Annotated in this window: 23 protein-coding genes; 19 read left to right on the top strand and 4 right to left on the bottom strand. The window is 67.1% G+C overall.

Annotation, left to right across the window (positions count from 1 at the left end; translation table 11 throughout):
• The 3 genes from BLQ28_RS01310 to BLQ28_RS01320 are packed head-to-tail and all read left to right on the top strand — an operon-like array spanning position 1 to position 2421.
• On the top strand, positions 1 to 570 hold the full coding sequence (locus tag BLQ28_RS01310; protein WP_093236760.1) for a phosphonate degradation HD-domain oxygenase: 570 nt from the start codon (positions 1 to 3) through the stop codon (positions 568 to 570).
• Positions 567 to 1016 carry a GNAT family N-acetyltransferase gene (locus BLQ28_RS01315; protein WP_093236761.1) on the top strand — a complete coding sequence of 150 codons (450 nt, stop codon included), beginning with the start codon at positions 567 to 569 and terminating at the stop codon, positions 1014 to 1016. The genes BLQ28_RS01310 and BLQ28_RS01315 overlap by 4 nt, the downstream gene beginning before the upstream one ends.
• A gap of 16 nt (positions 1017 to 1032) precedes the next feature.
• Positions 1033 to 2421: an FAD-dependent oxidoreductase gene (locus BLQ28_RS01320; protein ID WP_093236762.1), complete on the top strand. Its 1389-nt coding sequence runs from the start codon at positions 1033 to 1035 to the stop codon at positions 2419 to 2421.
• Positions 2422 to 2436: 15 nt separating this feature from the next.
• Here BLQ28_RS01320 and BLQ28_RS01325 read toward each other — a convergent pair whose 3' ends face one another.
• Together BLQ28_RS01325 and BLQ28_RS01330 are read right to left on the bottom strand one after the other, a co-directional pair.
• Positions 2437 to 3954: a CoA-acylating methylmalonate-semialdehyde dehydrogenase gene (locus tag BLQ28_RS01325; RefSeq protein ID WP_093236763.1), complete on the bottom strand. Its 1518-nt coding sequence runs from the start codon at positions 3952 to 3954 to the stop codon at positions 2437 to 2439.
• Positions 3955 to 3970: 16 nt separating this feature from the next.
• Positions 3971 to 5326 (bottom strand): omega-aminotransferase AptA, encoded by a 1356-nt coding sequence (locus tag BLQ28_RS01330; RefSeq protein ID WP_093236764.1) that lies wholly within the window; start codon positions 5324 to 5326, stop codon positions 3971 to 3973.
• A gap of 107 nt (positions 5327 to 5433) precedes the next feature.
• Here BLQ28_RS01330 and BLQ28_RS01335 point away from each other — a divergent pair, with 107 nt between their 5' ends.
• A complete protein-coding gene (locus tag BLQ28_RS01335) occupies positions 5434 to 6405 on the top strand; it encodes a LysR family transcriptional regulator (protein ID WP_093236765.1) in 972 nt (323 codons plus the stop codon).
• Between the two features lie 20 nt (positions 6406 to 6425).
• A complete protein-coding gene (locus BLQ28_RS01340) occupies positions 6426 to 6884 on the top strand; it encodes a GNAT family N-acetyltransferase (protein WP_093236766.1) in 459 nt (152 codons plus the stop codon).
• Between the two features lie 12 nt (positions 6885 to 6896).
• Here BLQ28_RS01340 and BLQ28_RS01345 read toward each other — a convergent pair whose 3' ends face one another.
• A complete protein-coding gene (locus BLQ28_RS01345; RefSeq protein ID WP_093236767.1) occupies positions 6897 to 7661 on the bottom strand; it encodes a FadR/GntR family transcriptional regulator in 765 nt (254 codons plus the stop codon).
• 207 nt (positions 7662 to 7868) lie between these two features.
• Here BLQ28_RS01345 and BLQ28_RS01350 point away from each other — a divergent pair, with 207 nt between their 5' ends.
• The 10 genes from BLQ28_RS01350 to BLQ28_RS01395 all read left to right on the top strand — a co-directional run bounded on the left by BLQ28_RS01350 (position 7869) and on the right by BLQ28_RS01395 (position 17321).
• Positions 7869 to 9074, top strand: a complete 1206-nt coding sequence (locus BLQ28_RS01350) for an ABC transporter substrate-binding protein (RefSeq protein WP_093236768.1) — start codon at positions 7869 to 7871, stop codon at positions 9072 to 9074.
• Positions 9075 to 9200: 126 nt separating this feature from the next.
• Positions 9201 to 10061: a branched-chain amino acid ABC transporter permease gene (locus BLQ28_RS01355; protein WP_093236769.1), complete on the top strand. Its 861-nt coding sequence runs from the start codon at positions 9201 to 9203 to the stop codon at positions 10059 to 10061.
• 5 nt (positions 10062 to 10066) lie between these two features.
• On the top strand, positions 10067 to 11032 hold the full coding sequence (locus tag BLQ28_RS01360; RefSeq protein WP_093237644.1) for a branched-chain amino acid ABC transporter permease: 966 nt from the start codon (positions 10067 to 10069) through the stop codon (positions 11030 to 11032).
• Positions 11029 to 11799, top strand: a complete 771-nt coding sequence (locus BLQ28_RS01365; protein WP_093236770.1) for an ABC transporter ATP-binding protein — start codon at positions 11029 to 11031, stop codon at positions 11797 to 11799. The genes BLQ28_RS01360 and BLQ28_RS01365 overlap by 4 nt, the downstream gene beginning before the upstream one ends.
• Positions 11796 to 12512 carry an ABC transporter ATP-binding protein gene (locus BLQ28_RS01370; RefSeq protein WP_093236771.1) on the top strand — a complete coding sequence of 239 codons (717 nt, stop codon included), beginning with the start codon at positions 11796 to 11798 and terminating at the stop codon, positions 12510 to 12512. Before BLQ28_RS01365 ends, BLQ28_RS01370 begins: the two co-directional genes overlap by 4 nt.
• A gap of 40 nt (positions 12513 to 12552) precedes the next feature.
• Positions 12553 to 13833 (top strand): Zn-dependent hydrolase, encoded by a 1281-nt coding sequence (locus BLQ28_RS01375; protein ID WP_093236772.1) that lies wholly within the window; start codon positions 12553 to 12555, stop codon positions 13831 to 13833.
• A complete protein-coding gene (locus tag BLQ28_RS01380) occupies positions 13830 to 14948 on the top strand; it encodes an ABC transporter substrate-binding protein (RefSeq protein WP_093236773.1) in 1119 nt (372 codons plus the stop codon). The genes BLQ28_RS01375 and BLQ28_RS01380 overlap by 4 nt, the downstream gene beginning before the upstream one ends.
• A complete protein-coding gene (locus BLQ28_RS01385) occupies positions 14945 to 16417 on the top strand; it encodes a M81 family metallopeptidase (protein ID WP_093236774.1) in 1473 nt (490 codons plus the stop codon). The genes BLQ28_RS01380 and BLQ28_RS01385 overlap by 4 nt, the downstream gene beginning before the upstream one ends.
• A 69-nt stretch (positions 16418 to 16486) precedes the next feature.
• Positions 16487 to 16852 carry a DUF2845 domain-containing protein gene (locus tag BLQ28_RS01390; RefSeq protein WP_176800980.1) on the top strand — a complete coding sequence of 122 codons (366 nt, stop codon included), beginning with the start codon at positions 16487 to 16489 and terminating at the stop codon, positions 16850 to 16852.
• A 91-nt stretch (positions 16853 to 16943) separates the two neighbouring features.
• Complete coding sequence (locus BLQ28_RS01395; RefSeq protein ID WP_093236776.1) at positions 16944 to 17321, top strand: nuclear transport factor 2 family protein; 378 nt, start codon at positions 16944 to 16946, stop codon at positions 17319 to 17321.
• A 96-nt stretch (positions 17322 to 17417) separates the two neighbouring features.
• Here the strand turns inward: BLQ28_RS01395 and BLQ28_RS01400 are convergent, their stop codons facing one another.
• Positions 17418 to 18557, bottom strand: a complete 1140-nt coding sequence (locus BLQ28_RS01400; RefSeq protein WP_093236777.1) for a helix-turn-helix domain-containing protein — start codon at positions 18555 to 18557, stop codon at positions 17418 to 17420.
• A gap of 179 nt (positions 18558 to 18736) precedes the next feature.
• Between BLQ28_RS01400 and BLQ28_RS01405 the strand changes: the two genes are divergently transcribed.
• The 4 genes from BLQ28_RS01405 to BLQ28_RS01420 all read left to right on the top strand — a co-directional run bounded on the left by BLQ28_RS01405 (position 18737) and on the right by BLQ28_RS01420 (position 23414).
• Positions 18737 to 19234 (top strand): (2Fe-2S)-binding protein, encoded by a 498-nt coding sequence (locus tag BLQ28_RS01405; RefSeq protein ID WP_093236778.1) that lies wholly within the window; start codon positions 18737 to 18739, stop codon positions 19232 to 19234.
• Positions 19235 to 19247: 13 nt separating this feature from the next.
• Positions 19248 to 21632, top strand: a complete 2385-nt coding sequence (locus BLQ28_RS01410) for a xanthine dehydrogenase family protein molybdopterin-binding subunit (RefSeq protein WP_093236779.1) — start codon at positions 19248 to 19250, stop codon at positions 21630 to 21632.
• Positions 21633 to 21652: 20 nt separating this feature from the next.
• Positions 21653 to 22444 carry an FAD binding domain-containing protein gene (locus BLQ28_RS01415; protein ID WP_093236780.1) on the top strand — a complete coding sequence of 264 codons (792 nt, stop codon included), beginning with the start codon at positions 21653 to 21655 and terminating at the stop codon, positions 22442 to 22444.
• 67 nt (positions 22445 to 22511) lie between these two features.
• On the top strand, positions 22512 to 23414 hold the full coding sequence (locus BLQ28_RS01420; protein WP_093236781.1) for an AAA family ATPase: 903 nt from the start codon (positions 22512 to 22514) through the stop codon (positions 23412 to 23414).
• Positions 23415 to 23424: the final 10 nt, after the last annotated feature.

Raw genomic sequence — 23424 nt, forward strand, 5'->3', positions numbered from 1 at the left:
ATGAGCCTGAGCATTCCCGATATCGTCGGCCTCTTCGAAACCAAGGGCCACGCGCAGTACGACGGCGAGCCCGTCACGCAGCTGGAGCACGCGCTGCAATCGGCGCATCTGGCCGAGCAGGAGGGCGCGGACAGCGCGCTGATCGCCGCCTCGCTGCTGCACGACCTGGGCCACCTGCTGCACGACTTCGGCGGCACGCCGACGCAGCAGGGGCTCGACGACCTGCACCAGTACCGCTGCCTGCCGTTTCTTCGCGCGCTGTTCGGCCCGGCCACGCTGGAACCGATCAGATTGCACGTGGACGCCAAGCGCTTCCTGTGCGCGCGCGTGCCGGGCTACCTGGAAGCGCTGTCGCCCGACTCGAAACGCAGCCTGCAGTTGCAGGGCGGCGTGTTCGACTCGGCGCAGGCCAGCGCTTTCGAGGCCTTGCCCTATGCGATGGACGCGGTGCGCCTGCGGCGCTGGGACGACATGGCCAAGCTGGCCGATGCGAAGACGCCCGACCTCGCGTATTACGCGCGGCATTTGGCGCTCGCGTCGAAGCCTGTCGCTGCAGCAGCCCAGGCATGAGCGCCACGCGCGCATTCGCCATGCAGCGCCGCCAGGCGACGCCGGAAGACATTCCCTTCCTGCTCGACCTGCGGCAGCGAACGATGAACGGCCACGTGCTGGCGTCCGGCGGCGAAGTCAGCGACGCGCATCACATGGCGCGGCTGATGCATCGCTTCGAGTGCGCCGAAATCCTGCTGCACGAAGGCGCGCCGGTCGGCCTGCTCAAGGTGTCGCGCGATCCGCACGAGTGGGTGCTCATCCAGATCCAGCTGGCACCCGGCTACCAGGGCGGCGGCGTTGGTTCCGCTCTGCTGGCCGAAGTCATCGACGAGGCCGCGCGCGCCGGCGTCGACCTCACACTCAGCGTGCTGAAGGCGAATCCGGCGAAGGCGCTGTACGAGCGCTTCGGGTTCTTCGTCGAGCGCGAGTCCGAGTTTTCTTTCGAGATGCGGCGCAAGCCCTGAAACCTGCGAGCCCGACATGCGCCCTTTCTGGATCGAACAGGCTCTCTTCAACGACGGCGACCTCGCACCCGCACTGCAGGGCGAACACAGCGCCGATGTCTGCATCGTCGGCGGTGGTTTCACCGGCTTGTGGACGGCCATTCAAGCCAAGCTGAAGGCGCCCGCGCTCGACATCGTCATCATCGAAAGCGACCTCTGCGGCGCTGGTGCGAGCGGGCGCAACGGCGGCTGCCTGCTGACGTGGTCGGCCAAGTTCCTCACGCTGCGCCGGCTGTTCGGCGAACACGAGGCCGTGCGGCTCGTGAAGGCATCCGAGGCGGCGGTGCAGCACATCGCCGACTTCTGCGCCGCGCACGGCATCGACGCCGAACTGCGGCAGGACGGCACGCTCTACACCGCGACCTCGCAGGCGCAGATCGGCACGCTCGACCCGATGATGCAGGCGCTCGAGGCGCGCGGCATCCATTCCTACCGCACACTGCCGCCCGAAGAAGTGGCGCGGCGCTCGGGCTCCGCGCGCAACCTGGCGGGCGTGTATTCGCCGATTGCGGCGACCGTGCATCCGGGCAAGCTGGTGCGCGGGCTCCGGCGCGTCGCGCTGGCCATGGGCATCCGCATTCACGAGCGCACGCCGATGCTGGACTTCAGCACCGACCACCCGGTGGTCGTGCGCACGCCCACCGGCAGCGTGCGCGCGAAGAAGCTGGTGCTCGCGATGAACGCCTGGATGGCCAGCACTTTCCCGCAGTTCGAGCGGACCATCGCCATCGTGTCGAGCGACATGGTCATCACCGAGCGATGCCCCGAATTGCTGCAGCAGATCGGCCTGACCGACGGCGTCTCGGTGCTCGACTCGCGCACCTTCGTGTACTACTACCGCCGCACGGTCGACGGCCGCATCATGCTGGGCAAGGGCGGCAACACCTTCGCATGGGGCGGCCGCATGGCCAAGGTGTTCGACGAGCGCTCGCCGTACGAGGCCGAGCTCACGCAGGCGCTGCATTCCTTCTTTCCGGCGTTGCGCGAGACGCCGATCACCGCGAGCTGGAACGGCCCGTCGGACCGCTCGGTCACGGGCTTTCCGTTCTTCGGCAAGCTCGATGGCGCGCCGCACATCTACTACGGCTTCGGCTACTCGGGCAACGGCGTGGGGCCGACCTACATGGGTGGGCAGATCCTGTCGTCGCTGGTGCTCGACCAGGACAACGAATGGACGCGCAGCCCGATCACGAACGGGCCGCTCGGCCACTTTCCGCCGGAGCCGGTGCGCTACGTGGGATCGATCGTCGTGCGCAATGCGATCCGCCGCAAGGAGCTGGCGGAGGACGAGAACCGCCAGCCGTGGCTGGTGGACCGCATGCTCAGCAAGCTGGCCAACGCCGCGGGCAAGGCCGACAAGGCCTGACCCGCGGGGGCCGGATCAGCGGTTCGACGGAAACGCGAACACCGCACCTTCGCGCACACCGGCCGAGGGCCAGCGCTGCGTGATGGTCTTGCGCTTGGTATAGAAGCGCACGGCGTCGGGGCCGTAGGCGTGCAGGTCGCCGAACAGCGAGCGCTTCCAGCCGCCGAACGAGTGGTACGCCACGGGCACCGGCAGCGGCACGTTGATGCCGACCATGCCGACCTGGATGTTGTCGCTGAACCAGCGCGCGGCCTCGCCGTCGCGCGTGAAGATGCAGGTGCCGTTGCCGTACTCGTGGGCGTCGATCATGGCCATGGCTTCTTCGAGCGTCTTCACGCGGACCACGCCGAGCACCGGGCCGAAGATTTCTTCCTGGTAGATCGTCATGCCGGGCTTCACGCCGTCGAAGAGGCACGGGCCGAGGTAGTAGCCGCCGTCATGGCCGTCGACCTTGACGCCGCGGCCGTCGACCACGAGCTTGGCACCTGCCGCCACGCCCGCATCGACAAAGGCCTTGACCTTCTCGAAGTGCGGCTTGGTGACCAGCGGGCCCATGTCGTTGCCGTTGTCGTTGCCGGGGCCGACCTTCATCTTCGCGATCTCGGCCGAAAGGCCCGCCACCACGGCGTCGCCCGTGTCGTCGCCGATGGCCACGACCAGCGGGATCGCCATGCAGCGTTCGCCGCACGAGCCGTAGGCCGCGCCCATCAGCGCGCTCACGGCGTTGCCGATGTCGGCGTCGGGCATGACCACGGCGAAGTTCTTCGCGCCGCCCAGGGCCTGCACGCGCTTGCCGTGCGCGCAGCCGGTGGTGTAGATGTATTCGGCGATGGCGGTGGAGCCGACGAAGCTCACGGCCTTCACGCGCGGATCGGTCAGCAGCGTGTCGACGGCTTCCTTGTCGCCGTTGACCACGTTCAGCACGCCTGGCGGCAGGCCGGCTTCGAGCGCCAGCTCGGCCACCAGCAAGGTGGAGGAGGGCGTGCGCTCCGACGGCTTCAGCACGAAGGTGTTGCCGCAGGCCACGGCCATCGGCCACATCCACAGCGGCACCATCACCGGGAAGTTGAACGGCGTGATGCCGGCCGTGACGCCCATCGCCTGGAACTCGCTCCACGAATCGATGGCCGGGCCGACGTTCTTGCTGTGCTCGCCCTTGAGCAGCTCGGGCGCGTAGCTTGCGTACTCGACGTTCTCGATGCCGCGCTGCAGCTCGCCGTGCGCGTCCGACAGCACCTTGCCGTGCTCGGCCGTGATGAGCGCGGCGATGCGGTCGGCATTGGCTTCGAGCAGCGTCTTGAGCTTGCTCATGACCCGCGCGCGCTTCAGCGGTGGCGTGTTGCGCCAGGCCGGAAAGGCCGCCTGCGCCGAGGCGATGGCCTGCTCGACGGTGAGCTTGTCGGCGAGCGCGACGCTCTTGTCCGAGAAGCCCGTGGCCGGGTCGAACACCGGCTGCACGCGGGTGCCGCCGCTGACGCGCTGGCCGTCGATGAAGTGGCCGATGGTGGTCGTGACGTTCTTGTCGTGTTGCATCGTGGTACCCGCTGGATCAGTTGGTTTCGGCGAGGGCGTCGGCCAGCGCGTTGACCATGCGGTCGATCTCGGCCTTTTCCGCGATGAAGGGCGGCGCGAGCTGGATGGTGTCGCCACCGTAGCGCACGTAGAAGCCCTTCTTCCAGCAGTTCATCGCGATCTCGTAGGGGCGGCGTGCAGGCTCGCCGGGCAGCGCGGCGATCGTGAGGCCGGCGGCAAGGCCGAAGTTGCGGATGTCGGTCACGTGCTTGCTGCCCTTGAGGCTGTGCACGGCGTTCTCGAAGTGCGGGGCCAGCGTTTTCACGCGGCCGATCATGTCTTCCTTCTGCAGCACGTCGAGCGCGGCGACGCCGGCGGCGCAGGCCACCGGGTGCGCGCCGTAGGTGTAGCCGTGCGGGAATTCGAGCATGTAGTCGGGGCCGCCTGCCGCCATGAAGGTGTCGTAGATGTCCTTGCTGGCAACCACGGCGCCCAGCGGCTGCGCGCCGTTGGTGACCTGCTTGGCGATGTTCATGATGTCGGGCGTCACGCCGAAGGCTTCCGCGCCGGTGAGCGCGCCGCAGCGGCCGAAACCGGTGATCACTTCATCAAAAATCAGCAGGATGTTGTTGGCGGTGCAGATGTCGCGCAGACGCTTGAGATAGCCCTTGGGCGGGATCACCACGCCGGCCGAACCGGCGAAGGGCTCCACGATCACGGCGGCGATGTTCGATGCATCGTGCAGCGCGATCAGGTCGAGCAGGCGGTCGGCCAGCTCGGCGCCGGTCTCGGCCATGCCGCGCGTGAAGGCGTTGGCGGCGATCTGCGTGTGCGGCAGGTGGTCGGCTTCGACGCCCTGGCCGAACAGCTTGCGGTTGGCCGCGATGCCGCCCACCGAGATGCCACCGTAGTTGACGCCGTGGTAGCCCTTCTCGCGGCCGATCAGGCGCGTCTTGCTCGCCTGGCCCTTGGTGCGCCAGTAGGCGCGCGCCATCTTCAGCGAGGTGTCGGCGGCTTCGGAGCCCGAGCCGGTGAAGAACACGTAGTCGAGGCCGGCGGGCGTCAGTTCCTTGATCTTGTTGGCCAGTTCGAACGAGAGCGGGTGGCCGAACTGGAAGGCCGGCGAGTAGTCGAGCTTGGCGATCTGGCGGCTCACCGCTTCGGTGATTTCGGGGCGGCCATGGCCCAGGCCCGAGCACCACAGGCCCGAGAGGCCGTCGAAGATCTTGCGGCCGTCGCTGTCGGTGAAGTAGGCGCCCTTGGCCTCCACGATGATCCGCGGATCGGCCTTGAAGTTGCGGTTGCCGGTGTAGGGCATCCAGTGCGCGTCGAGCCAGGCGGCGTCGGTGCGCAGGGCGGGCGTCGGTTCGATGGCGGGGGCTGCAAGGGTCATGGCGCTTCCCGCGCAAGGCGGGCTCCGGAGGGTGATGGGATGCGCCGATTGTTCGCAGACCCTTCAGTGTGGAGAATGGCGCAATATCAATGTTCACTTGACGATTCATGCAAGTAAAGGCCGAAGCCGAAAACACCGCCCTGGGCACCCGCAACCGCGCCGTGCTGGGGCAGCTCAGCGACATGGACCTGCGCCTGCTCAAGGTGTTCAAGAGCGTGGTCGACTGCGGCGGCATGGCGGCGGCCGAGCTGGAGCTGAACATCGGCACCTCCACCGTGAGCCGGCACGTCAAGGATCTGGAAACGCGGCTGGGCCTCGTGCTGTGCCGGCGCGGCCGGGCCGGCTTTGCGCTCACCACCGAAGGCCAGCGCGTGTACGACGAGACGCTGCGGCTGCTGGCCTCGGTCGATGCCTTTCGCGGCAGCATCGACGACATCCACAACCGGATGGGCGGGCAGCTCGAGGTGGCGCTCTTCGACAAGACGGCGACCAACCCGAAGGCGCGCATCGGCGAGGCCATCGCGCGCTTCACCGAGATGGCGCCCGAGGTGAACCTGGCGGTGCACGTGGGCTCGATCAACGCCATCGAGCAGGGCGTGCTGGAGGGCAACTTCCAGATCGGCATCATCCCGGCGCACCGCGCCTCGAAGAGCCTGGTGTACGCCGACCTGTTCGACGAGACGATGCTGCTGTACTGCGGCAAGGGGCATCCGCTGTTCGACAGCCCGCACGCCAAGCTCACGTGGTCGAAGCTGGGCGAACATCACTTCGCGGGCCTGGGCTATCACTCGCCCAACATGGAGCTGAGCCACCGCGCGAGGCTGTCGCGCAAGGCGACGGGCTTCGACCAGGAGGCGATTGCCACGCTGATTCTTTCGGGGCGCTTTTTGGGCTTTCTGCCCGACCACTACGCGCAGGTGTTCGAGCAGCGCGGCCTGATGAAGGCGGTGCTGCCCGCGCGCTTCAACTATGCGTGCCGGTTCGTGAGCCTGTTGCGGCGGTCGCCGAAGCCTTCACGCGCGGTGCTGGCGTTTCAGGCGTGCCTGGAGCAGGCGCATGGCGCCGCAAAGAAGCCCTGACGGCACTGGAGCTACCCCAGATGACTGAAACACCACTTCTTATTCGTGCGGCATGTGCGTCGGAACACCGGGCACTCGAAGACTTGCAGCGGCGCGCGTCGCTCGCGAACCCTGGCGATCGCGAGGCGATCCAGGCCGACCCGGGCGCCATCGAGCTGCCGCTTGCCCAGATCGTCGATGGCCGGGTGTTCGTGGCGGAGATCCATGGCGCGGTGGCCGGATTCGCTGTCGTGCTGCCCAACGACGACGGCAGCGCCGAACTCGATGGATTGTTCATCGAGCCTGAGGCGTGGCGTCGGGGCATCGGCAAGGCATTGGTCGCGCACTGTGTCGAGCTTTCGCGGCGCCAGGGTGCGTCGGCACTCCATGTCACGGGCAACCCGCACGCCGGGTCGTTCTACCTTCGCTGCGGATTCGAGGCGAACGGCACCGTTGCTGTGCGCTTCGGCAGGGCCGAGCGGTTTCGCAGGGTCTTTTAGACCCGGGTGGCGCTAGCGCTGTCCGCTGGGCAGCAGCAGGTGCTTGGCCCCGATGTGCGCTTCCATCTCGTGCATGTGCGCCTCGGCATCGACCATGTGCTCGGCCATCAGCCGGCGCACCTCGTCCGCGTCTTCCTTGCGGTAGGCCGCCAGCAGCTGCGTGTGGTAGTCGACGTTGGTCTCGCCGAAGTGGTGATGGTCCAGCGCCTTCTTGTAGACCACGAGGTCGCGCAACAGGTCGTTGAGAAAGCGGCACATGAAGGACAGCACCGGATTGGGGCAGGCTTCGGCCAACATGGTGTGAAAAGCGAGTTCGGCCTCGCGCTGCATGCGCAACTCGTCCTCGTTCGTGGGCTCGTGGGTGCACAGGCGCACGTTGTCTTCGAGCCGCTCGAACTGCTCGGGCGTGAGCCGGCCGACCACGCTCACGGCCAGCTCGGGTTCGAGCGCCTTGCGCAGCTGGTAGATGTGGTGCCCGTCCAGGTGATGGAAGTGCAGGAAGTTGCGCAGCGGCTCCGACGCATGGTCGACCGACACCTGCTGCAGGTACGCCCCGCCGCCGGGGCCGGTGCGGATGGCGATGAGGCCGCGCACTTCCAGCGCCTTCAATGCCTCGCGCACCGTGCTCTTCGAGTAGCCGAAAAGCTCGATCAGTTCTTTCTCGTTCGGTAGCCGGTCGCCGGGCTGCTTGCGCTCCGCCACGATCCATCGCTTGACGTCTTCGACGATGACGTCCGAGAGCTTTTGCCGCCTTGGGCGGTGTTGCCCCACTGTCATGCACACGCTCCATGCCCATCGGGAGATGCGCGGGATGCGCAACAGCGCGCGATCTTAAACGGCGTCATGAAGAGGGCCTGGTTGGTTTTGGGCACAAGGATTGCTAGCGGGTTTTTACCAGCATATTAATCCTATTTATCCGCTTAAATTCGCCGGCAATCGCAGGCACCCCTTTCACTTACTTCCACACCACGACCGGAGATTCCCATGCATCGCAGACACCTCCTTCAGCTTGCCGCCCTGTCGGCCGCCCCCGCTTCCCTGCTGGCCGGCCGCGCCGCCTTTGCCCAGTCGGCCGAGGCGATCCGCTTCGGCTGCCCGGTCCCGATGTCGGGTGCGTTCGCGGCCAACGGCAAGTACGCCGACCTGGGCATGAAGCTGGCCATCGAGCAGTACGGCAGCGTGCTGAAGCGCCCGCTGGCCTACACGGTGCTCGACACCGAAGGCAAGCCGGCCACGGCCGTGCGCAAGGTGCAGGAAGCCTCGCAGCAGCAGGGCGCGAAGTTCTTCGCCGGCGGCATTCTGTCGTCGGAAGCGCTGGCCATGGGCAAGGAGGCCGAGAAGGCCGGCGGCCTGTTCATCACCACCGCCGGCGCCGACGAGATCACCGGCAAGGACTGCAACCCCGCCACCTTCCGCTGGTCGGTGCCCACCTTCGGTGCGATCGAGCAGACGGTGCGCCCGCTGATCGCCAGCATGCCCAAGGCCAAGCGCTGGTACACCATCACGCCGCAGTACGTGTTCGGCGACGGCCTGCTGAGCGCGGCCAAGAACATCTTCCAGGAGAAAGGCATCGAGCACGTGGGCAACAGCTACCACTCGCTCAACGAGAAGGAGTTCAGCGGCTACCTCACCAACGCCATGGCTGCCAAGCCCGACGTGCTGCTGCTGCTGAACTTCGGCGCGCAGTCATCGGCCGCGCTGCGGCAGGCCGTGAGCTTCGGCATGCACAAGAACATGACGATCCTCATGGCCTGGGCCTCGGGCCTGGAGCAGTTCGACGAACTGGGCGCCGACCTGTGCGACGGCGTCTACTTCGGTGCGCAGTACTGGCACACGGCCGACACGCCGCTCAACAAGGACCTGGTCAAGCGCACGGCCGACAAGCTGAAGATCGTGCCCAACTACAGCCTGGCGGGCTCGTACATCTGCACCAAGATCCTGATCGACGGCATCGTCAAGGCGGGCTCGGTCGACCAGAAGGCCGTGATCGCGGCGCTCGAAGGCATGAAGTTCGACGGGCTCACCGGCACCGAAGAAATCCGCAAGGCCGACCACCAGGTCATCAAGGACTACTACCTGCTCAAGGGCAAGGCCAAGTCGAAGATGAAGAACCCGGCCGACTATGTCGACGTCGTGAGTTCCGGCAAGTCGTTCCTGCCCGTCGACAAGACCGGCTGCAAATTGGGCTAACCCCCAGGCTTGCCCACTTCGTGTGGCCTCCAACCCCCTTGCAGGGGGCAACACCAGCGGCCCGGCAAAGCCGGTTCCGCGGTGTTCCTGGAAAGGAAGAGGGCCGCGCCACCACCACTCACCCCTATGACCGTCTACCTGCTCCAGACCATCAACGGAATCGGCATCGGCATGCTGTATTTCCTGCTGGCCGTTGGCTTGTCCATCGTGTTCGGCCTGCTGCGCTTCGTGAACTTCGCGCACGGCGCTTTCTATCTGCTGGGCGCTTACCTCTGCTATCAGGCCATGCAATGGGGCCTCGATTTCTGGGCCGCGCTGGTGCTGGTGCCGCTGTTCGTCGGCGCACTCGGCTGGCTGGCTGAAAAGCTGCTGCTGCGCCGCGTGTACGCCAAGGCGCACGAGTTCCACATCCTCGTGACGGTGGGCCTTGCGCTCGCGGTGCAAGAGATCGTCATCGTGTTCTGGGGCCCGCTGGGCAACAGCGTGCCCACGCCCGACCTGCTGCAGGGCGTGGTCATGTGGGGCGCCTTCGTCTATCCCAAGTACCGGCTCTTCGTGATCGGCTTCACCGCCGTGCTCGCGGTGCTGCTGTGGTGGGTGCTCGAAGGCACGCGCCTGGGCAGCGCGGTGCGCGCGGGCAGCGAATCGACCGAGATGGTCTCGCTGCTCGGCATCAACGTGTTCCGCGTGTTCAGCCTGGTGTTCGCGCTCGGCGCGGCCACGGCCGCGCTGGCCGGCGTGCTGGCCGCACCGATCCGCGGCGCGGAGCCCTTCATGGGCGTCGAGGCGCTCGGCGTGGCCTTCGTGGTGGTGGTGATCGGCGGGCTCGGCAGCTTCGGCGGCGCGCTGGTCGGCGGGCTGCTCATCGGCATCGTGCAAAGCCTCATGAGCACCATCTGGCCGCCGGGGGCGAGCCTGATGATCTACATCGCGATGGCGGCCGTGCTGCTGTTGCGCCCGCATGGCCTGCTCGGCCGCAAAGGATGATGGCCATGCCGAGAAAATACACATTCCTGCTGGCGCTGATCGTCGCGCTGGGCCTGCCGCTGGTGCTGCGCTCGGGCTCGCTTGCGAGCGAGGTGCTGATCTATGCGCTGGCCGCCCTGGGCTGCAACCTGCTGCTGGGCTACACGGGCCTGCTGTCGTTCGGGCAGGGCATCTTCTTCGGGCTGGGCAGCTACACCATCGCCATTCTGCTCACGCGCCTGCAACTGCCGATGCCGCTCGCATTGCTCGCGGCCATCGCCATGGGCGCGCTGGGCGCGGCGCTGGTCGGCTGGGTCGCCATCCGCCAGCGCGGCACCTACTTCGTGATGCTCACGCTGGCCTTTGCGCAGATGTTCTATTTCGTGGCCTACACCGCGTCGGGCCTCACCGGCGGCGACAACGGCCTGCTCGACGTGCCGCGCCCCGCCTTCATGGACACGCCCTGGAAGTACTACGCCTTCGTGGCGGTGATCTTCCTGATCGCGTTCGCACTGCTGCTGAAGGTGACCGATTCGGTCTTCGGCCGCACGCTGCTCGCCATCCGCGACAACGAGGACCGCGCCGCCGCCGTGGGCTACAACCTCAAGCGCTTCAAGCTGCTGGCCTTCGTCATTTCGGGTGCCGTCACCGGCCTGGCCGGCGGGCTGCACGCGATGATGACCGGCATCGCGCCGCTGTCGAATGCCGAGTACCACACGAGCGAGATGATCCTGGTCATCACCGTGATCGGTGGCACCGGCAACCTCTTCGCCTCGGTGCTGGGCTCGGCCTTCTATGTGCTGCTGGCCGACTGGCTCTCCACCTTGTGGCCGCGATGGCTGCTGTTGCTGGGCCTGCTGCTGATCGGCGTGAGCATCGGCATGCAGCGCGGCCTGTGGGGCCTGGGCGAAGCCGCATGGCGGCGCGTGTTCCGCAAGACGCAGGCACTGCCCGTGGGCAAGGCGCCCGAAGCGCAGGGAGAAAAAGCATGACGCAACCCGTCCTCATCGAAGCCATCGGCGTCACCAAGCACTACGGCAAGTTCGCGGCGCTCGGCGGCGTGGACCTGAAGATCAAGCCCAACACCGTGCACTCGGTGATCGGCCCGAACGGCGCCGGCAAGACCACGCTGTTCCACATGCTCACGGGCACCGGCACCACCACCGGCGGGCGCATTCTGTTCGACGGCCACGACGTGACGGCCGAGCCCGACTACAAGCGCGTGCAGCGCGGCATGGCGCGCTCGTTCCAGGTCACGAGCCTGTTCGCGAGCCTGTCGGTGCGCGAGAACCTGCGCGTGGCGGCGCAGGGCATCGCGCCGCGGCAGGCCATGAACTGCTGGCGCGCACCCGTCGGCGACCGCGCCTGCGCCGAGACGGTGGCCGAAGTGCTGGCACGCGTCGGCCTCGAACGGCTGGCCGACACGCCGGCCAACGTGCTGTCGCACGGCCAGCAACGCCGGCTCGAAGTGGGCATGGCGCTGGCCGCGAAGCCCAAGGCCATCTTCCTGGACGAGCCGACCTCGGGCATGGGCATCGACGACCTCGACGACATGAAGCAGCTCATCCGCAGCCTGCGCGACCGGCACACCGTGGTGCTGATCGAACACAACATGAACATCGTGATGGACATCTCCGACACCGTGACCGTCATGCAACTGGGGCGCGTGCTGGCTGAAGGCCTGCCGGGCGACATCCGCGCCGATGCGCGCGTGCGAACGGCCTACCTGGGGAACATGATCACCGGAGGCAAGGCATGAGCGGGACAAGGAACATCCTCGAAGTCGAGGCGCTGCACGCGCACTACGGCAAGAGCCACGTGCTGCAGGGCGTGTCGATGACCGTGGGCGAGGCCGAGCTGGTCACGCTGCTGGGGCGCAACGGCGCGGGCAAGTCGACGACGCTGAAAAGCATTGCCGGTGCCGTCACGCCGACTGGCGGCCGCGTGCGCTTTCAGGGGGCCGACATCGCCGGCCTGCCGCCGCACCGCATCGCCACGCGCGGCGTGTGCCTGGTGCCCGAGCATCGCGGCATCTTCAAGCTGCTGACGGTGGAAGAAAACCTGCTGCTCGGCCAGCGCCGCGAATCGCCCTGGCAGCTCGAAGACATCTACCGCATCTTCCCGCGCCTGAAGGAGCGGCACCGCAACGGCGGCGGGCAACTCTCGGGTGGCGAGCAGCAGATGCTGGCCATCGGCCGCGCGCTCATGAACCACCCGCGCCTGCTGATCCTCGACGAGCCGGTGGAGGGCCTTGCGCCGGTGATCGTCGAAGAGATCGTCGCGCAGCTCAAGACCATCAAGGCCGCCGGCGTCGCCATCCTGCTGGTCGAACAGAACCTCGAGGTGTGCGTGCAGCTCGCCGACCGCCACTACATCGTGGAGCAGGGCGTGATCGTGCACGAGGCCGACAACGCCGCCTTCATGGCCGACCACGAAGTGAAAGACCGCTACCTCGGCGTCGGTCTTGCCTGAACGCGGGCATGCGCACCCCCCAAATCTCATTCGCAGAACCATGACGACAACCATCGAAATCTCTTCCGCACCCGACGTGCGCGGCCTTCGCATCGACGGCCAGCGCCTCTGGGATTCGCTGATGCAGCTGGCCCAGGTCGGCGGCACCGAGAAGGGCGGCGTCTGCCGCCTGGCGTTGACCGATCTCGACCGCCAGGGCCGCGACCTGTTTTCGCGCTGGGCGCGCGAGGCCGGCTGCGCACTGCGCGTGGACGCCATCGGCAACATCTTTGCGCGCCGCGCGGGCCGCAACAACGCGCTACCGCCCGTCACGACCGGCAGCCACATCGACACGCAACCGACCGGCGGCAAGTTCGACGGCAACTACGGTGTGCTCGCGGGGCTCGAAGTGGTGCGCGCGCTGAACGATGCGGGCGTCGTCACCGAGGCACCGATCGAAGTGGCGGTGTGGACCAACGAGGAAGGCTCGCGCTTCGTGCCCGTGATGATGGGCTCGGGCGTCTTCGTCGACGCCTTCACGCTCGAGCATGCGCTGGCGCAGCGCGACAACGACGGCATCAGCGTGTCCGAAGCACTTGCGGCCATCGGCTATGCCGGCAGCACGCCGGCGTCTGCCGCGATGTCGCCGGTGGGCGCGTACTTTGAAGCGCACATCGAACAAGGCCCGGTGCTCGAAGCCAACGAGCGCGTGATCGGCGTGGTCGAAGGCGCGCTCGGCCAGCGCTGGTACGACGTGGTGGTGCAGGGCATGGAAGCGCATGCCGGCCCGACGCCGATGGAGTTGCGAAAAGACGCGCTGCTGCCGGCCTCCGAACTGGTGATCGAGGTGAACCGCATCGCACTGGCCCATGCGCCGCACGCGCGCGGCACGGTCGGCTGGATCGAGAACTACCCGAACTCGCGCAACGTGATTCCGGGCCGCGTGCGGCTCAGCGTCGATCTGCGCGCGGCGGACGACGTGGTGCTGTCGGCCATGGACGCGGCGCTGAAGGAAGCGGTGCAACGCATCGCCGCCAGGAGCAAGGTCGAGATGACGGTGGAGCAGGTCGTGTACTTCCCGCCGCAACCCTTCACGCCGAAGCTGGTGTCTGCGGTGCGGGAGGCGGCGCAGGCACAGGGCCTGACGTGGATGAACGTGATCAGCGGCGCTGGCCACGACGCGGTGTACCTCGCGCGCGTGTGCCCCACCGCGATGATCTTCGTGCCCTGCCTCGACGGCATCAGCCACAACGAGATCGAAGACGCGCAGCCCGAGCACCTGGAGGCAGGTTGCAATGTGCTGCTGCAGGCCATGCTGCAAAGCGCGGGAGTCGTGTCGTGAAGGCGTGGCGCGGCGCCCTGATGGCGCTGGCCCTGGCGTGGGCCGCCGTGCCGGCGAGTGCCGCCGATCCGATCCTGGTGGGCCAGTCCGCTGTGCTCACGGGGCCGCTGGCGCCCAACAGCCTCGCGTTCATGGAAGGCCAGACGTTGCTGTTCGACCAGTTGAACAAGGCTGGCGGCATCGGCGGGCGACCCGTCAAGATGATCACGTACGACGATGTGTACGTCCCCGACAAGGCCGCGGCCAATGCGGAGAAACTGCTCGGCACCGACCACGTGGTCTGCCTCTTCGGCACCATGGGCACGGGCATCGGCGCGGCCATGGTGCCCGTGGCGGTGAAGTACGACAGCTTCATCTTCGGCGGATTGACCGGTGCGGCGGTGCTGCACGGGCCGAAGGTGCCGATCTACCACGTGCGGGAGTCGTATGCCGACGAAGTGCTGCGCGTGATGACCCACCTGACGACGGTGGGCCTGACGCGCATCGCCATCGTCTCGAGCGACGACGCGTACGGCAAGGGCATCGAGAAAGACGCCGTGGACGCGCTGCGCAAGAACGGACTGTCCCAGGTGCTGGCGCTGCGCTTCGATCCGCAGGACAAGGAGCCTTCGCGCGCGGCGCAGCAGGTCATTGCCAGCGGTGCGCAGGCCGTCTACGTCATCGCGGCGGGCATGCCGGCGATCAACATGATCCGGGCGCTGGTCGCCGCGCCGATCCATCCGCAGATCTACACGAACTCGGTGGCCAGCTCTTTCCTGCTTTACAAGGAGCTTGGCGAGAAGAGCCGGGGCATCGTGCTGTCGCAGGTGATGCCGCCGTTCTGGAAGACCCGCTTTCCGATCGTCGACGAGTACCAGCGTGCGCGAAAGAGTGCGGGCAGCGAGGGCGAAGGCTCTTACCTCGGGCTCGAGGGCTACATCACGGCCAAGGCCTTTGCGGAAGCGCTGCAGCGCGTCAAGGGGCCGATCACCACGGAATCGCTCAGGCGAAGCATCGAGAATTCGCCGCCCATGAACCTGGGTGGCTACATGCTGGCGTTCAAGCCCGACAACCGCAACGGTTCGAATTTCGGTGACATCACGATGCTGGCAAGCGGTGGAAGGTTTGCACAATGAAAGTTCTGATCGCCCGTCTCAACCACGAGACCAACACCTTCTCGCCCGTGCCCACGCCGCTCGCGGCCTTCGGGCCCGATGGCCCGACCTTCGGCGCGCAGGCCTACAAGGACAACAAGGGCATGCGCACCGCGATGTCGGCCTTCATCGACCTGGCCGAGCAGGCCGGTGCCACGCTGGTCACGCCGGTGTCGGCCTCGGCCAACCCGAGCGGGCCGGTCGATGCGCAGGCCTACACCACGCTCACGCAATGCATCGTCGATGCGGCGCCGGGCTGCGACGCGATCCTGCTCGACCTGCACGGCGCGATGGTGGCGCAGAACAGCGTCGATGGCGAAGGCGACCTGCTGGTGCGGCTGCGTGCCGCGGCGCCCGGCGTGCCCATTGGCGTGGCGCTCGACCTGCATGCCAACGTCACGCCGGCCATGGTGCAGAACGCCGACGTGGTCGTCGGCTTCAAGACCTATCCGCACATCGACATGTACGAGACCGGCGAGCACGCCGGCCGCCTGCTGTTCGACATGCTGGCCGGCCGCAGCAAGCCCGCGATGCGCTGGCACCGGTTGCCGTTGATGGCGCACACGCTGCGCAGCGCGTCGTTCACCGGTGCGATGCAGCGGGCCATCGAAGCCGCGCGCGAGGCCGAGAAATCGGAGTCGCTGGCGGTGTCGATCCTCGCGGGTTTCTCGCTCTCGGACATCGAGGCGCCGTGCATGAGCGTGATCGTGGTCGATGCGCAATCGCCCGAGCGCGCACAGGCCACGGCCGACCGCATCGCTGGCCAGATGTGGAGCGAGCGCGAGGCCTTCATCTACCGCAGCGAGCCGCTGGCCGAATCGGTTGCGCGTGCGAAGCTCATCGCCAGCGGCGCTACGCGCCCGGTGCTGCTGCTCGACCATGGCGACAACTGCATGTCGGGCGGCAGCTGCGACACCATGGACGTGCTGCAGGAGGCGCTGGCGCAAGGGCTGCACGGCATTGGCGTGGGCCCGCTGTGCGACCCCGAGGCGGTGCGCGAGATGATCGCGGCGGGCGAGGGCGCGCAGGTGACGGTCGCGCTCGGCAACAAGGTCTCGCTCGAAGGCATCGGCCTTGCGAAGACACCGGTGCGGCTGACCGGCACGGTGCGCACCATCAGCGACGGCGAGTACGTGATCACCGGCCCCACCTACACCGGCCAGCGCAGCAGCATGGGCCGCACGGTGCTGTTCGACATCGGCACGGCGCGCATCGTGGTGACCGAGCGCACGCAGGAGCCGTGGGACATCGGCGTGTTCGAGTGCGCGGGGCTCGATCCGCGAAAGGAGCGCTTTCTTCTGCTCAAGTCGCGCATGTACTGCCGGCCGGTGTTCGAGCCGCTGTCGGCGGCGCTGGTGGAGTGCGACAGCCCGGGTGTCACCAGTTCGGACTACAGCCTGTTTCCGTTCAGCAAGGTGCGCCGGCCGGTGTATCCGCTCGACGCGGTCTGATCGGATTCCGGCTTCAGCTTCGGGGCTGGAATGTCACTACCATCGCTTGCGCCAAACACAGGAAACACCGTGAAGCGATCTCTGTTCATTCCCGCCGCCTTGCTGGCGCTGTCGTTCGTTGCGCCGGCGCAGGCACAGACCCTCAACTGCAACCGCGACTTCGCGCAGAGGGGCGATTCCAAGTTCACCATCCTGCAGAAGTGCGGCGAGCCGGTGTTCAAGGACAGCTTCTGCGCCAAGCCCGATCCGAATCCGCAGGTGATCGTGCCGCCCTCGTCCTCGACGGGGGACAGGACCGTCATCGTGAACAACAACAGCACCTGCGACCAGAGCGAGGAGTGGACCTACCGGCCGGGCTCGGGCCAGTTCGAGACCATGCTGCTGTTCCAGAACGGCGCGCTCAAGAGCATCCGCTACGGCAGCCGGATTCCATGACCTGAGACGTCATCGACGTTCGGCGCGTGCGACGCGACCATTCCTTCACCCCGCGATGTTGCGGGTTCAACCCCCGAAAGGAATCGTCACCATGAACACCGCCGCACACGATGCCACCACCATTGCCCATGGCTACATTGCCGTCTGGAACGAAACCGACGCTGCACGCCGCGCCGAACTGATCGAGGCCGGCTGGACCGCCAACGCGCACTACGTCGATCCACTGGCGCAGGCCAGCGGCCGCGAGCAGATCAGCGCGCTGGTCGGTGCGGTGCACCAGCGTTACCCGGGCTTTCGCTTCAACCTGCTGGGCAAGGCCGACGCGCATGGCGATCACCTGCGCTTTTCGTGGACGCTGGGCCCGAGCGGTGCCGAAGACCTGATCCAGGGGACCGATTTCGTCCAGCTCGATGCGGGCAAGCTGCGCTCGGTGACGGGCTTTCTCGACAAGGTGCCGGTTGGCGCTTGAGCATGTGTGCTCCCCGGCTTTACGCACTGCGTACCGTCCCTTGCCGGGGGCAACACCAGCGGGCCGGCGAAACCGGTTCCGTGGTGTTTCAGGTATTCAGTCTGGCGCGCCTGCCGGCCGCCCGCGCCATAGCTTGCGATAGACCGTCGCCCGGCTGATGCCCAACGCACGCGCCGCCTCGGCGACGTTGCCGCGGGCATCGGCCACCGCTTTGCGGATGAGCGCGGTTTCCACATCGCGCAGCCTTGGCCGGGCATCGGGAACCGGGGCGCCCGTGTCGCCGTTGCCACCGCGCTGGGGCCGCACCTGCACCCGCAGGCCCGACCAGAGCGGCACTTCGAGCACCGCATCGCCCCGTCGGGCAGCGTCGAACATCATGTGCAGGGGCAGGGCGAACAGGTCGTTGAAATTCAGCGCATGCTGGCTGCGCGCCAACGGCTGGTGCAGCATCTGCCGCGCGGCGGCATTGGCGCCGGTGACGCTGCCGCCGGCATCGATGCACAGCAGGCCCTCCGTAGCTTCGCTGCCCGCGCTGCCGGGCCACGCAAGATGCAGCAGCAGTTCGCAGGGTTCGCGCATCACCAGCATGTTCTCGATGCTGCGCGCCGACAGCGTGGCCAGGTGCCGCAGCTCGGGCCGCTCGACCACCTGGACGCCCGTCAGGTCGAGCATGCCGATGCAGTCGCCCCGGGGACCGAAGAGCGGTGCGCCGGCGCAGCTGTAGACGCTGGTGTCGTCGAAGAAGTGCTCGCCCCGGTGCAGCCACACCGATTCCTGCTCGGCCAGCGCCGTGCCGATGGCCGAGGTGCCGATGGCGCGCTCGGACAGGTCGACGCCGATGCGCCCGATGTCGCGCGCATAGCGGCTGGCGGCATCGGTGCCGTCGGGCAGCGTGCCCACGTCGACCACGATGCCGTCGGCGTTGGTCAGGATCGCGAAATAACGGGTGTCGGCGATGGCGCGCGACAGCCGTTCGATGACGGGGCGGGCCGCCGACACCAATGCCCGGTTGCACTCGGCGGTATCGCGGCTGATGGACTGGCTCACCGGGTCGAAGCTCACGCGTTGCTGGGGGCGCCGGCCGGATTCGAGGCAGCGCTGCCACGAACGGGTGATCCATGAATCGACGCAGGCGTTGCTGCGCGCACGGGAGGCCTCGCCGTGGATCAGCTCGCGGCGCGCTTGGGCGATGGCCAGGGAGCGCTCAGGCAGTGGCGAAACGATAGGGGAAGGCATCGTGTGAATTCGCGCGTGTGGGGCGTCTTTTCCCGGCTTGCCGAATGGCAAGTTGTTTCATTTTGAGAATTTCACGCGGTCTGTGCAAGTGTCAAGGGTTTTGCCTAGGATAGTGCGAAAGGTGGGCATCCAAGATGCTTTTTGCTGAATCAGCCATCACCTTTCACGGAGACAGCCACATGCAGGTCGCTTTCAAGGTCAACGGCCGCCCGGTCACGGTCGACGCTCCTCCCAACACCTTTCTTGTGCACGCGATCCGCGAGCACCTTCACCTGACTGGCACCCACGTCGGCTGCGACACCGCCCAATGCGGCGCATGCACCGTCCATGTCAACGGCCGAGCCATCAAATCATGCAATGTTTTGGTCGCCCAGGCGGCCGGTGCCGACATCACCACCATCGAGGGCATTGCCGAAGCCGACGGCACCATGCACCCCATGCAGGCGGCCTTCAAGGAGTGCCACGGCCTGCAGTGCGGTTTCTGCACGCCGGGCATGGTCATGAGCGCCATCGACCTGTGCACCCATCACCCGAAGTCGAGCGAAGCCGAGATCCGCGAGCTGCTCGACGGCAACCTGTGCCGCTGCACCGGCTACCAGAACATCGTGAAGGCCGTGAAGATGGGCGGCGAGGCGATGGCCTCGGGCACCCCGGTCAAAGCCGCCGTCACCGCCTGAAGGGAGCCGCATCATGGGTGCTTCCGACTTCTCCAACCTGCCGCACATCGGCGAAGCCCTGCGACGCAAGGAAGACTATCGTTTTCTGACCGGTGCCGGCAACTACACCGACGACATCACGCTGGCCAACCAGAGCCACGCCGTCTTCGTTCGCTCGCCGCACGCGCACGCCGTCATCAAGTCCATCGACATCGCCGAGGCCATGAAGATGCCCGGCGTGGTCGGCATCTTCAGCGGCAAGGACATCGAAGGAAAAATGGGTGGGCTGCCCTGCGGCTGGCTCATCAACAACCCCGACGGCACCCCCATGAAGGAGCCGATGCACCCGATCCTGGCGATCAAGAAGGTGCGCTACGTGGGCGACCACGTGGCCATGGTGGTGGCCGAAACGGTCGAGCAGGCCAAGAACGCCGCCGAGGCGGTGGTGGTCGACTACGACGTGCTGCCCGCGCTCGTGAGCGTGGCCGATGCGGCAAAGAAGGCCGGCGCCGTCACCCTGCACGACGAGGCGCCCGACAACCAGTGCTACAAGTGGGCGCTGGGCGACAAGGCGGCGGTCGATGCGGTGTTTGCCACCGCCGCGCACGTGACCAAGCTCGACCTCGTCAACAACCGGCTGATTCCCAACCCGATCGAGCCGCGCGTGGCCATCGGCAGCTACAGCCGGGGCACCGACGACTACACGCTCTATGTGTCGAACCAGAACCCGCACGTCGAACGCCTGCTCATGACGGCCTTCGTGCTGGGCCTGCCCGAGCACAAGGTGCGCGTGATCGCGCCCGACGTGGGCGGCGGCTTCGGCTCCAAGATCTTCCTGTACGCCGAAGACGTGTGCCTGACCTGGGCCGCCAAGCAGCTCAACCGCAACATCAAGTGGACGGCGGAGCGTTCGGAGTGCTTCCTGTCCGATGCGCACGGCCGCGACCACGTGAGCCACGCCGAAATGGCCATGGACAAGGACGGCAAGTTCCTGGCCATGCGGGTGCACACCGACGCCAACCTCGGCGCGTACCTCTCGACCTTCTCGACGGCGGTACCGACCATCCTCTACGCCACGCTGCTCGCGGGCCAGTACACCACGCCGCAGATCTACGTCGAGGTCGATGCGTGGTTCACCAACACCTCGCCCGTCGATGCCTACCGCGGGGCCGGGCGGCCCGAGGCCACCTACCTGCTGGAGCGGCTGGTGTCGCGCTGCGCGTGGGACATGAAGCTGGGCCAGGACGAGATCCGCAAGCGCAACTTCATCACCAGCTTTCCGTACCAGACGCCAGTGGCGCTGCAGTACGACACGGGCGACTTCCATGCATGCATGGACAAGGCGCGCGTGCTGGCCGAGGTCGATGGTTACGCGCAACGCAAGGCCGCGACCGAAGCCAAGGGCAAGCTGCGCGGCATGGGCTATTCGAGCTACATCGAGGCCTGCGGCATCGCGCCGTCGAACATCGCGGGTGCGCTCGGCGCGCGGGCCGGCCTGTTCGAGTGTGGCGAGATCCGCGTGCACCCGACCGGCAGCGTGACGGTGTTCACCGGCTCGCACAGCCACGGCCAGGGCCATGAAACCACCTTCGCGCAGGTCGTGGCGGCGCGGCTGGGCATTCCGGTCGAGAACGTCGACGTGGTGCACGGCGACACCGGCCGCGTGCCCTTCGGCATGGGCACCTACGGCTCGCGCTCCATCTCGGTGGGCGGCGCGGCCATCATGAAGGCGCTCGACAAGATCGAGACCAAGGCCAAGAAGATCGCCGCGCACCTGATGGAGGCGAGCGACGCCGACATCGAGTTCGCCAACGGCGAATTCACTGTCAAGGGCACCGACAAGAAGATCCCGTTCGGGCAGGTGGCGCTCACGGCCTACGTGCCGCACAACTACCCGCTCGACAAGCTCGAACCGGGCCTGAACGAAACCGCCTTCTACGACCCGACCAACTTCACCTTTCCGGGAGGCACCTACATCTGCGAGGTCGAGGTCGACAAGCAGACCGGCGAGGTCAAGATCGACCGCTTCACCGCCGTGGACGACTTCGGCACCATCATCAACCCGATGATCGTCGAGGGCCAGGTGCACGGCGGGCTGGTGCAGGGCATCGGCCAGGCGCTGCTCGAGAACTGCGTGTACGACAACGAAACCGGCCAGCTGCTCACCGGCAGCTTCATGGACTACGCCATGCCAAGGGCAGGCGACTTTCCCCAGTTCAAGCTCGACACCGTGTGCACCCCGTGCACGCACAACCCGCTGGGCACCAAGGGCTGCGGCGAAGCGGGGGCCATCGGCTCGCCGCCGGCCGTCATCAATGCCGTGCTCGACGCGCTGGCGCCGCTGGGCGTCAAGGATTTCGATATGCCTGCATCGCCCAGCCGCGTCTGGGAAGCGATGCAGGCGGCCGCCACTCACTAAAACAAAGAAGGAATCACACCATGTATGCCTTCACACTCGAACGGCCTTCCACCGTGGCCGATGCGGCCAAACTCATCGCCGCCGGTGCCAAGCCGCTGGCGGGCGGGCAGACGCTGCTGGCGTCGATGAAGCTGCGGCTCTCGGCGCCCGAAAAGCTCGTGGACCTGAGCGGCATCAAGGAACTCACAGGCATCAAGAAAGACGGCGGCAACATCACCATCGGCGCGATGTCGCGTCACCTCGACGTGGCGAACAACGCCGACGTCAAGGCCGCCTACCCGGCGCTGGCCGACCTTGCTTCGCGCATCGGCGACCGGCAGGTGCGTGCGATGGGCACCATCGGCGGCTCGGTCGCCAACAACGATCCGGCCGCGTGCTACCCGAGCGCGGTGCTGGGGTCGGGTGCCACCGTTGTCACGTCGAAGCGCGAGATCGCCGCCGACGATTTCTTCCAGGGCCTGTTCACCACGGCACTCGAAGAAGACGAGCTGATCACCGCGATCCGCTTTCCGATCCCCAAGCGCGCCGTGTATGAAAAGCTGCGCCAGAAGGCATCGAACTTTCCGCTCGTGGGCATCTTCCTTGCGCAGTACGACGGCGGCGTGCGCGTGGCCGTCACCGGCGCGGGCAACGGCGTGTTCCGCCACACGGGGCTCGAAGACGCGCTGAACAAGAGCTTCACGGCGGCTGCGGCCGCGGCGGTGAAGATCGACGCCAGCGACCTCAACAGCGACCTGCATGCCTCGGCGGCGTACCGCGCCAACCTGATCAGCGTGCTCACGCAACGGGCAGTGACCAAGGCGCTGGGCTGAAGAAGCCAGGGCGGCCCTACAGGAGCCGGAAGGCGCGAAAAGCTCGCGTCTTCCGCTACGCTTCGCCATGATCTTTCCGACCATCGATTCCCTCTCCGACGGGTTGGTGCAGGCCGGCTACTTCGCCGACCGCCGCCTGGCCACGGCCGTGTTCCTGGCGCTCAAGCTGCAGCGCCCGCTGCTGCTCGAAGGCGAGCCCGGCGTCGGCAAGACCGAGCTGGCCAAGGCGCTGTCGAAGGCGCTCAACCGCGAGTTGCTGCGCCTTCAGTGCTACGACGGCCTGGAGCAGCGCGAAGCCCTCTATGAGTGGAACTACGCGGCGCAGTTGCTGCACATGCGTGCGGCCGAGGCCACGGGCGCGGCGCGCGATGTGGAAGCCGAGGTCTACCAGCCGCACTACCTGATCCGCCGCCCGCTGCTGCAAGCCTTGCAGACGCCAGCACCCGGCGCCGTGCTGCTGATCGACGAAGTGGACCGTGCCGACGAGCCTTTCGAGGCCTTCCTGCTCGAATACCTCGGCGAGTACCAGGTCAGCATTCCCGAGCTGGGCACGGTGCGCGCGGTGGTGCCACCCGTCACCATCCTCACCAGCAACCGCACGCGCGAGCTCAACGATGCGGTCAAGCGGCGCTGCCTCTATCACTGGCTCGACTACCCCGAACGCGAACGCGAGCTGGCCATCGTGCGCGCCCAGGTGCCGCAGGCCGGCGAGAAGCTCTCGGCCCAGGTGTCGGCCTTTGTCGCCCGGCTGCGCGAGGCGCCGTTCGTCAATGCCTTCCAGCGCGCGCCGGGCATTGCCGAAAGCGTCGAGTGGGCGAGGGCGCTGATCGCGCTCGACACCGTCGAGCTCGACCCCGAAGTGGTGGTCGACACCGCTGGCATCCTGTTCAAGCAGCGCGACGACGTGGCCGCGCTCACGCAAGAGCTGGCGTCCGACCTGCTGCGACCCGAGGAGCCCGCCGCGCGCTGAACCGCGGCGG

Origin of the sequence: Variovorax sp. EL159, assembly GCF_900100965.1 — a bacterium.
GTDB lineage: Bacteria > Pseudomonadota > Gammaproteobacteria > Burkholderiales > Burkholderiaceae_C > Variovorax.

Coding starts and splice junctions, on each gene's coding strand:
- BLQ28_RS01355 (WP_093236769.1), top strand. CDS start 9,201: ATGACCGTCTACCTGCTCCAGACCATCAACGGAATCGGCATCGGCATG.
- BLQ28_RS01330 (WP_093236764.1), bottom strand. CDS start 5,326: ATGACCCTTGCAGCCCCCGCCATCGAACCGACGCCCGCCCTGCGCACC.
- BLQ28_RS01415 (WP_093236780.1), top strand. CDS start 21,653: ATGTATGCCTTCACACTCGAACGGCCTTCCACCGTGGCCGATGCGGCC.
- BLQ28_RS01405 (WP_093236778.1), top strand. CDS start 18,737: ATGCAGGTCGCTTTCAAGGTCAACGGCCGCCCGGTCACGGTCGACGCT.
- BLQ28_RS01420 (WP_093236781.1), top strand. CDS start 22,512: ATGATCTTTCCGACCATCGATTCCCTCTCCGACGGGTTGGTGCAGGCC.
- BLQ28_RS01350 (WP_093236768.1), top strand. CDS start 7,869: ATGCATCGCAGACACCTCCTTCAGCTTGCCGCCCTGTCGGCCGCCCCC.
- BLQ28_RS01370 (WP_093236771.1), top strand. CDS start 11,796: ATGAGCGGGACAAGGAACATCCTCGAAGTCGAGGCGCTGCACGCGCAC.
- BLQ28_RS01400 (WP_093236777.1), bottom strand. CDS start 18,557: ATGCCTTCCCCTATCGTTTCGCCACTGCCTGAGCGCTCCCTGGCCATC.
- BLQ28_RS01365 (WP_093236770.1), top strand. CDS start 11,029: ATGACGCAACCCGTCCTCATCGAAGCCATCGGCGTCACCAAGCACTAC.
- BLQ28_RS01385 (WP_093236774.1), top strand. CDS start 14,945: ATGAAAGTTCTGATCGCCCGTCTCAACCACGAGACCAACACCTTCTCG.
- BLQ28_RS01345 (WP_093236767.1), bottom strand. CDS start 7,661: ATGACAGTGGGGCAACACCGCCCAAGGCGGCAAAAGCTCTCGGACGTC.
- BLQ28_RS01310 (WP_093236760.1), top strand. CDS start 1: ATGAGCCTGAGCATTCCCGATATCGTCGGCCTCTTCGAAACCAAGGGC.
- BLQ28_RS01360 (WP_093237644.1), top strand. CDS start 10,067: ATGCCGAGAAAATACACATTCCTGCTGGCGCTGATCGTCGCGCTGGGC.
- BLQ28_RS01325 (WP_093236763.1), bottom strand. CDS start 3,954: ATGCAACACGACAAGAACGTCACGACCACCATCGGCCACTTCATCGAC.
- BLQ28_RS01395 (WP_093236776.1), top strand. CDS start 16,944: ATGAACACCGCCGCACACGATGCCACCACCATTGCCCATGGCTACATT.
- BLQ28_RS01340 (WP_093236766.1), top strand. CDS start 6,426: ATGACTGAAACACCACTTCTTATTCGTGCGGCATGTGCGTCGGAACAC.
- BLQ28_RS01335 (WP_093236765.1), top strand. CDS start 5,434: ATGCAAGTAAAGGCCGAAGCCGAAAACACCGCCCTGGGCACCCGCAAC.
- BLQ28_RS01315 (WP_093236761.1), top strand. CDS start 567: ATGAGCGCCACGCGCGCATTCGCCATGCAGCGCCGCCAGGCGACGCCG.
- BLQ28_RS01410 (WP_093236779.1), top strand. CDS start 19,248: ATGGGTGCTTCCGACTTCTCCAACCTGCCGCACATCGGCGAAGCCCTG.
- BLQ28_RS01375 (WP_093236772.1), top strand. CDS start 12,553: ATGACGACAACCATCGAAATCTCTTCCGCACCCGACGTGCGCGGCCTT.
- BLQ28_RS01320 (WP_093236762.1), top strand. CDS start 1,033: ATGCGCCCTTTCTGGATCGAACAGGCTCTCTTCAACGACGGCGACCTC.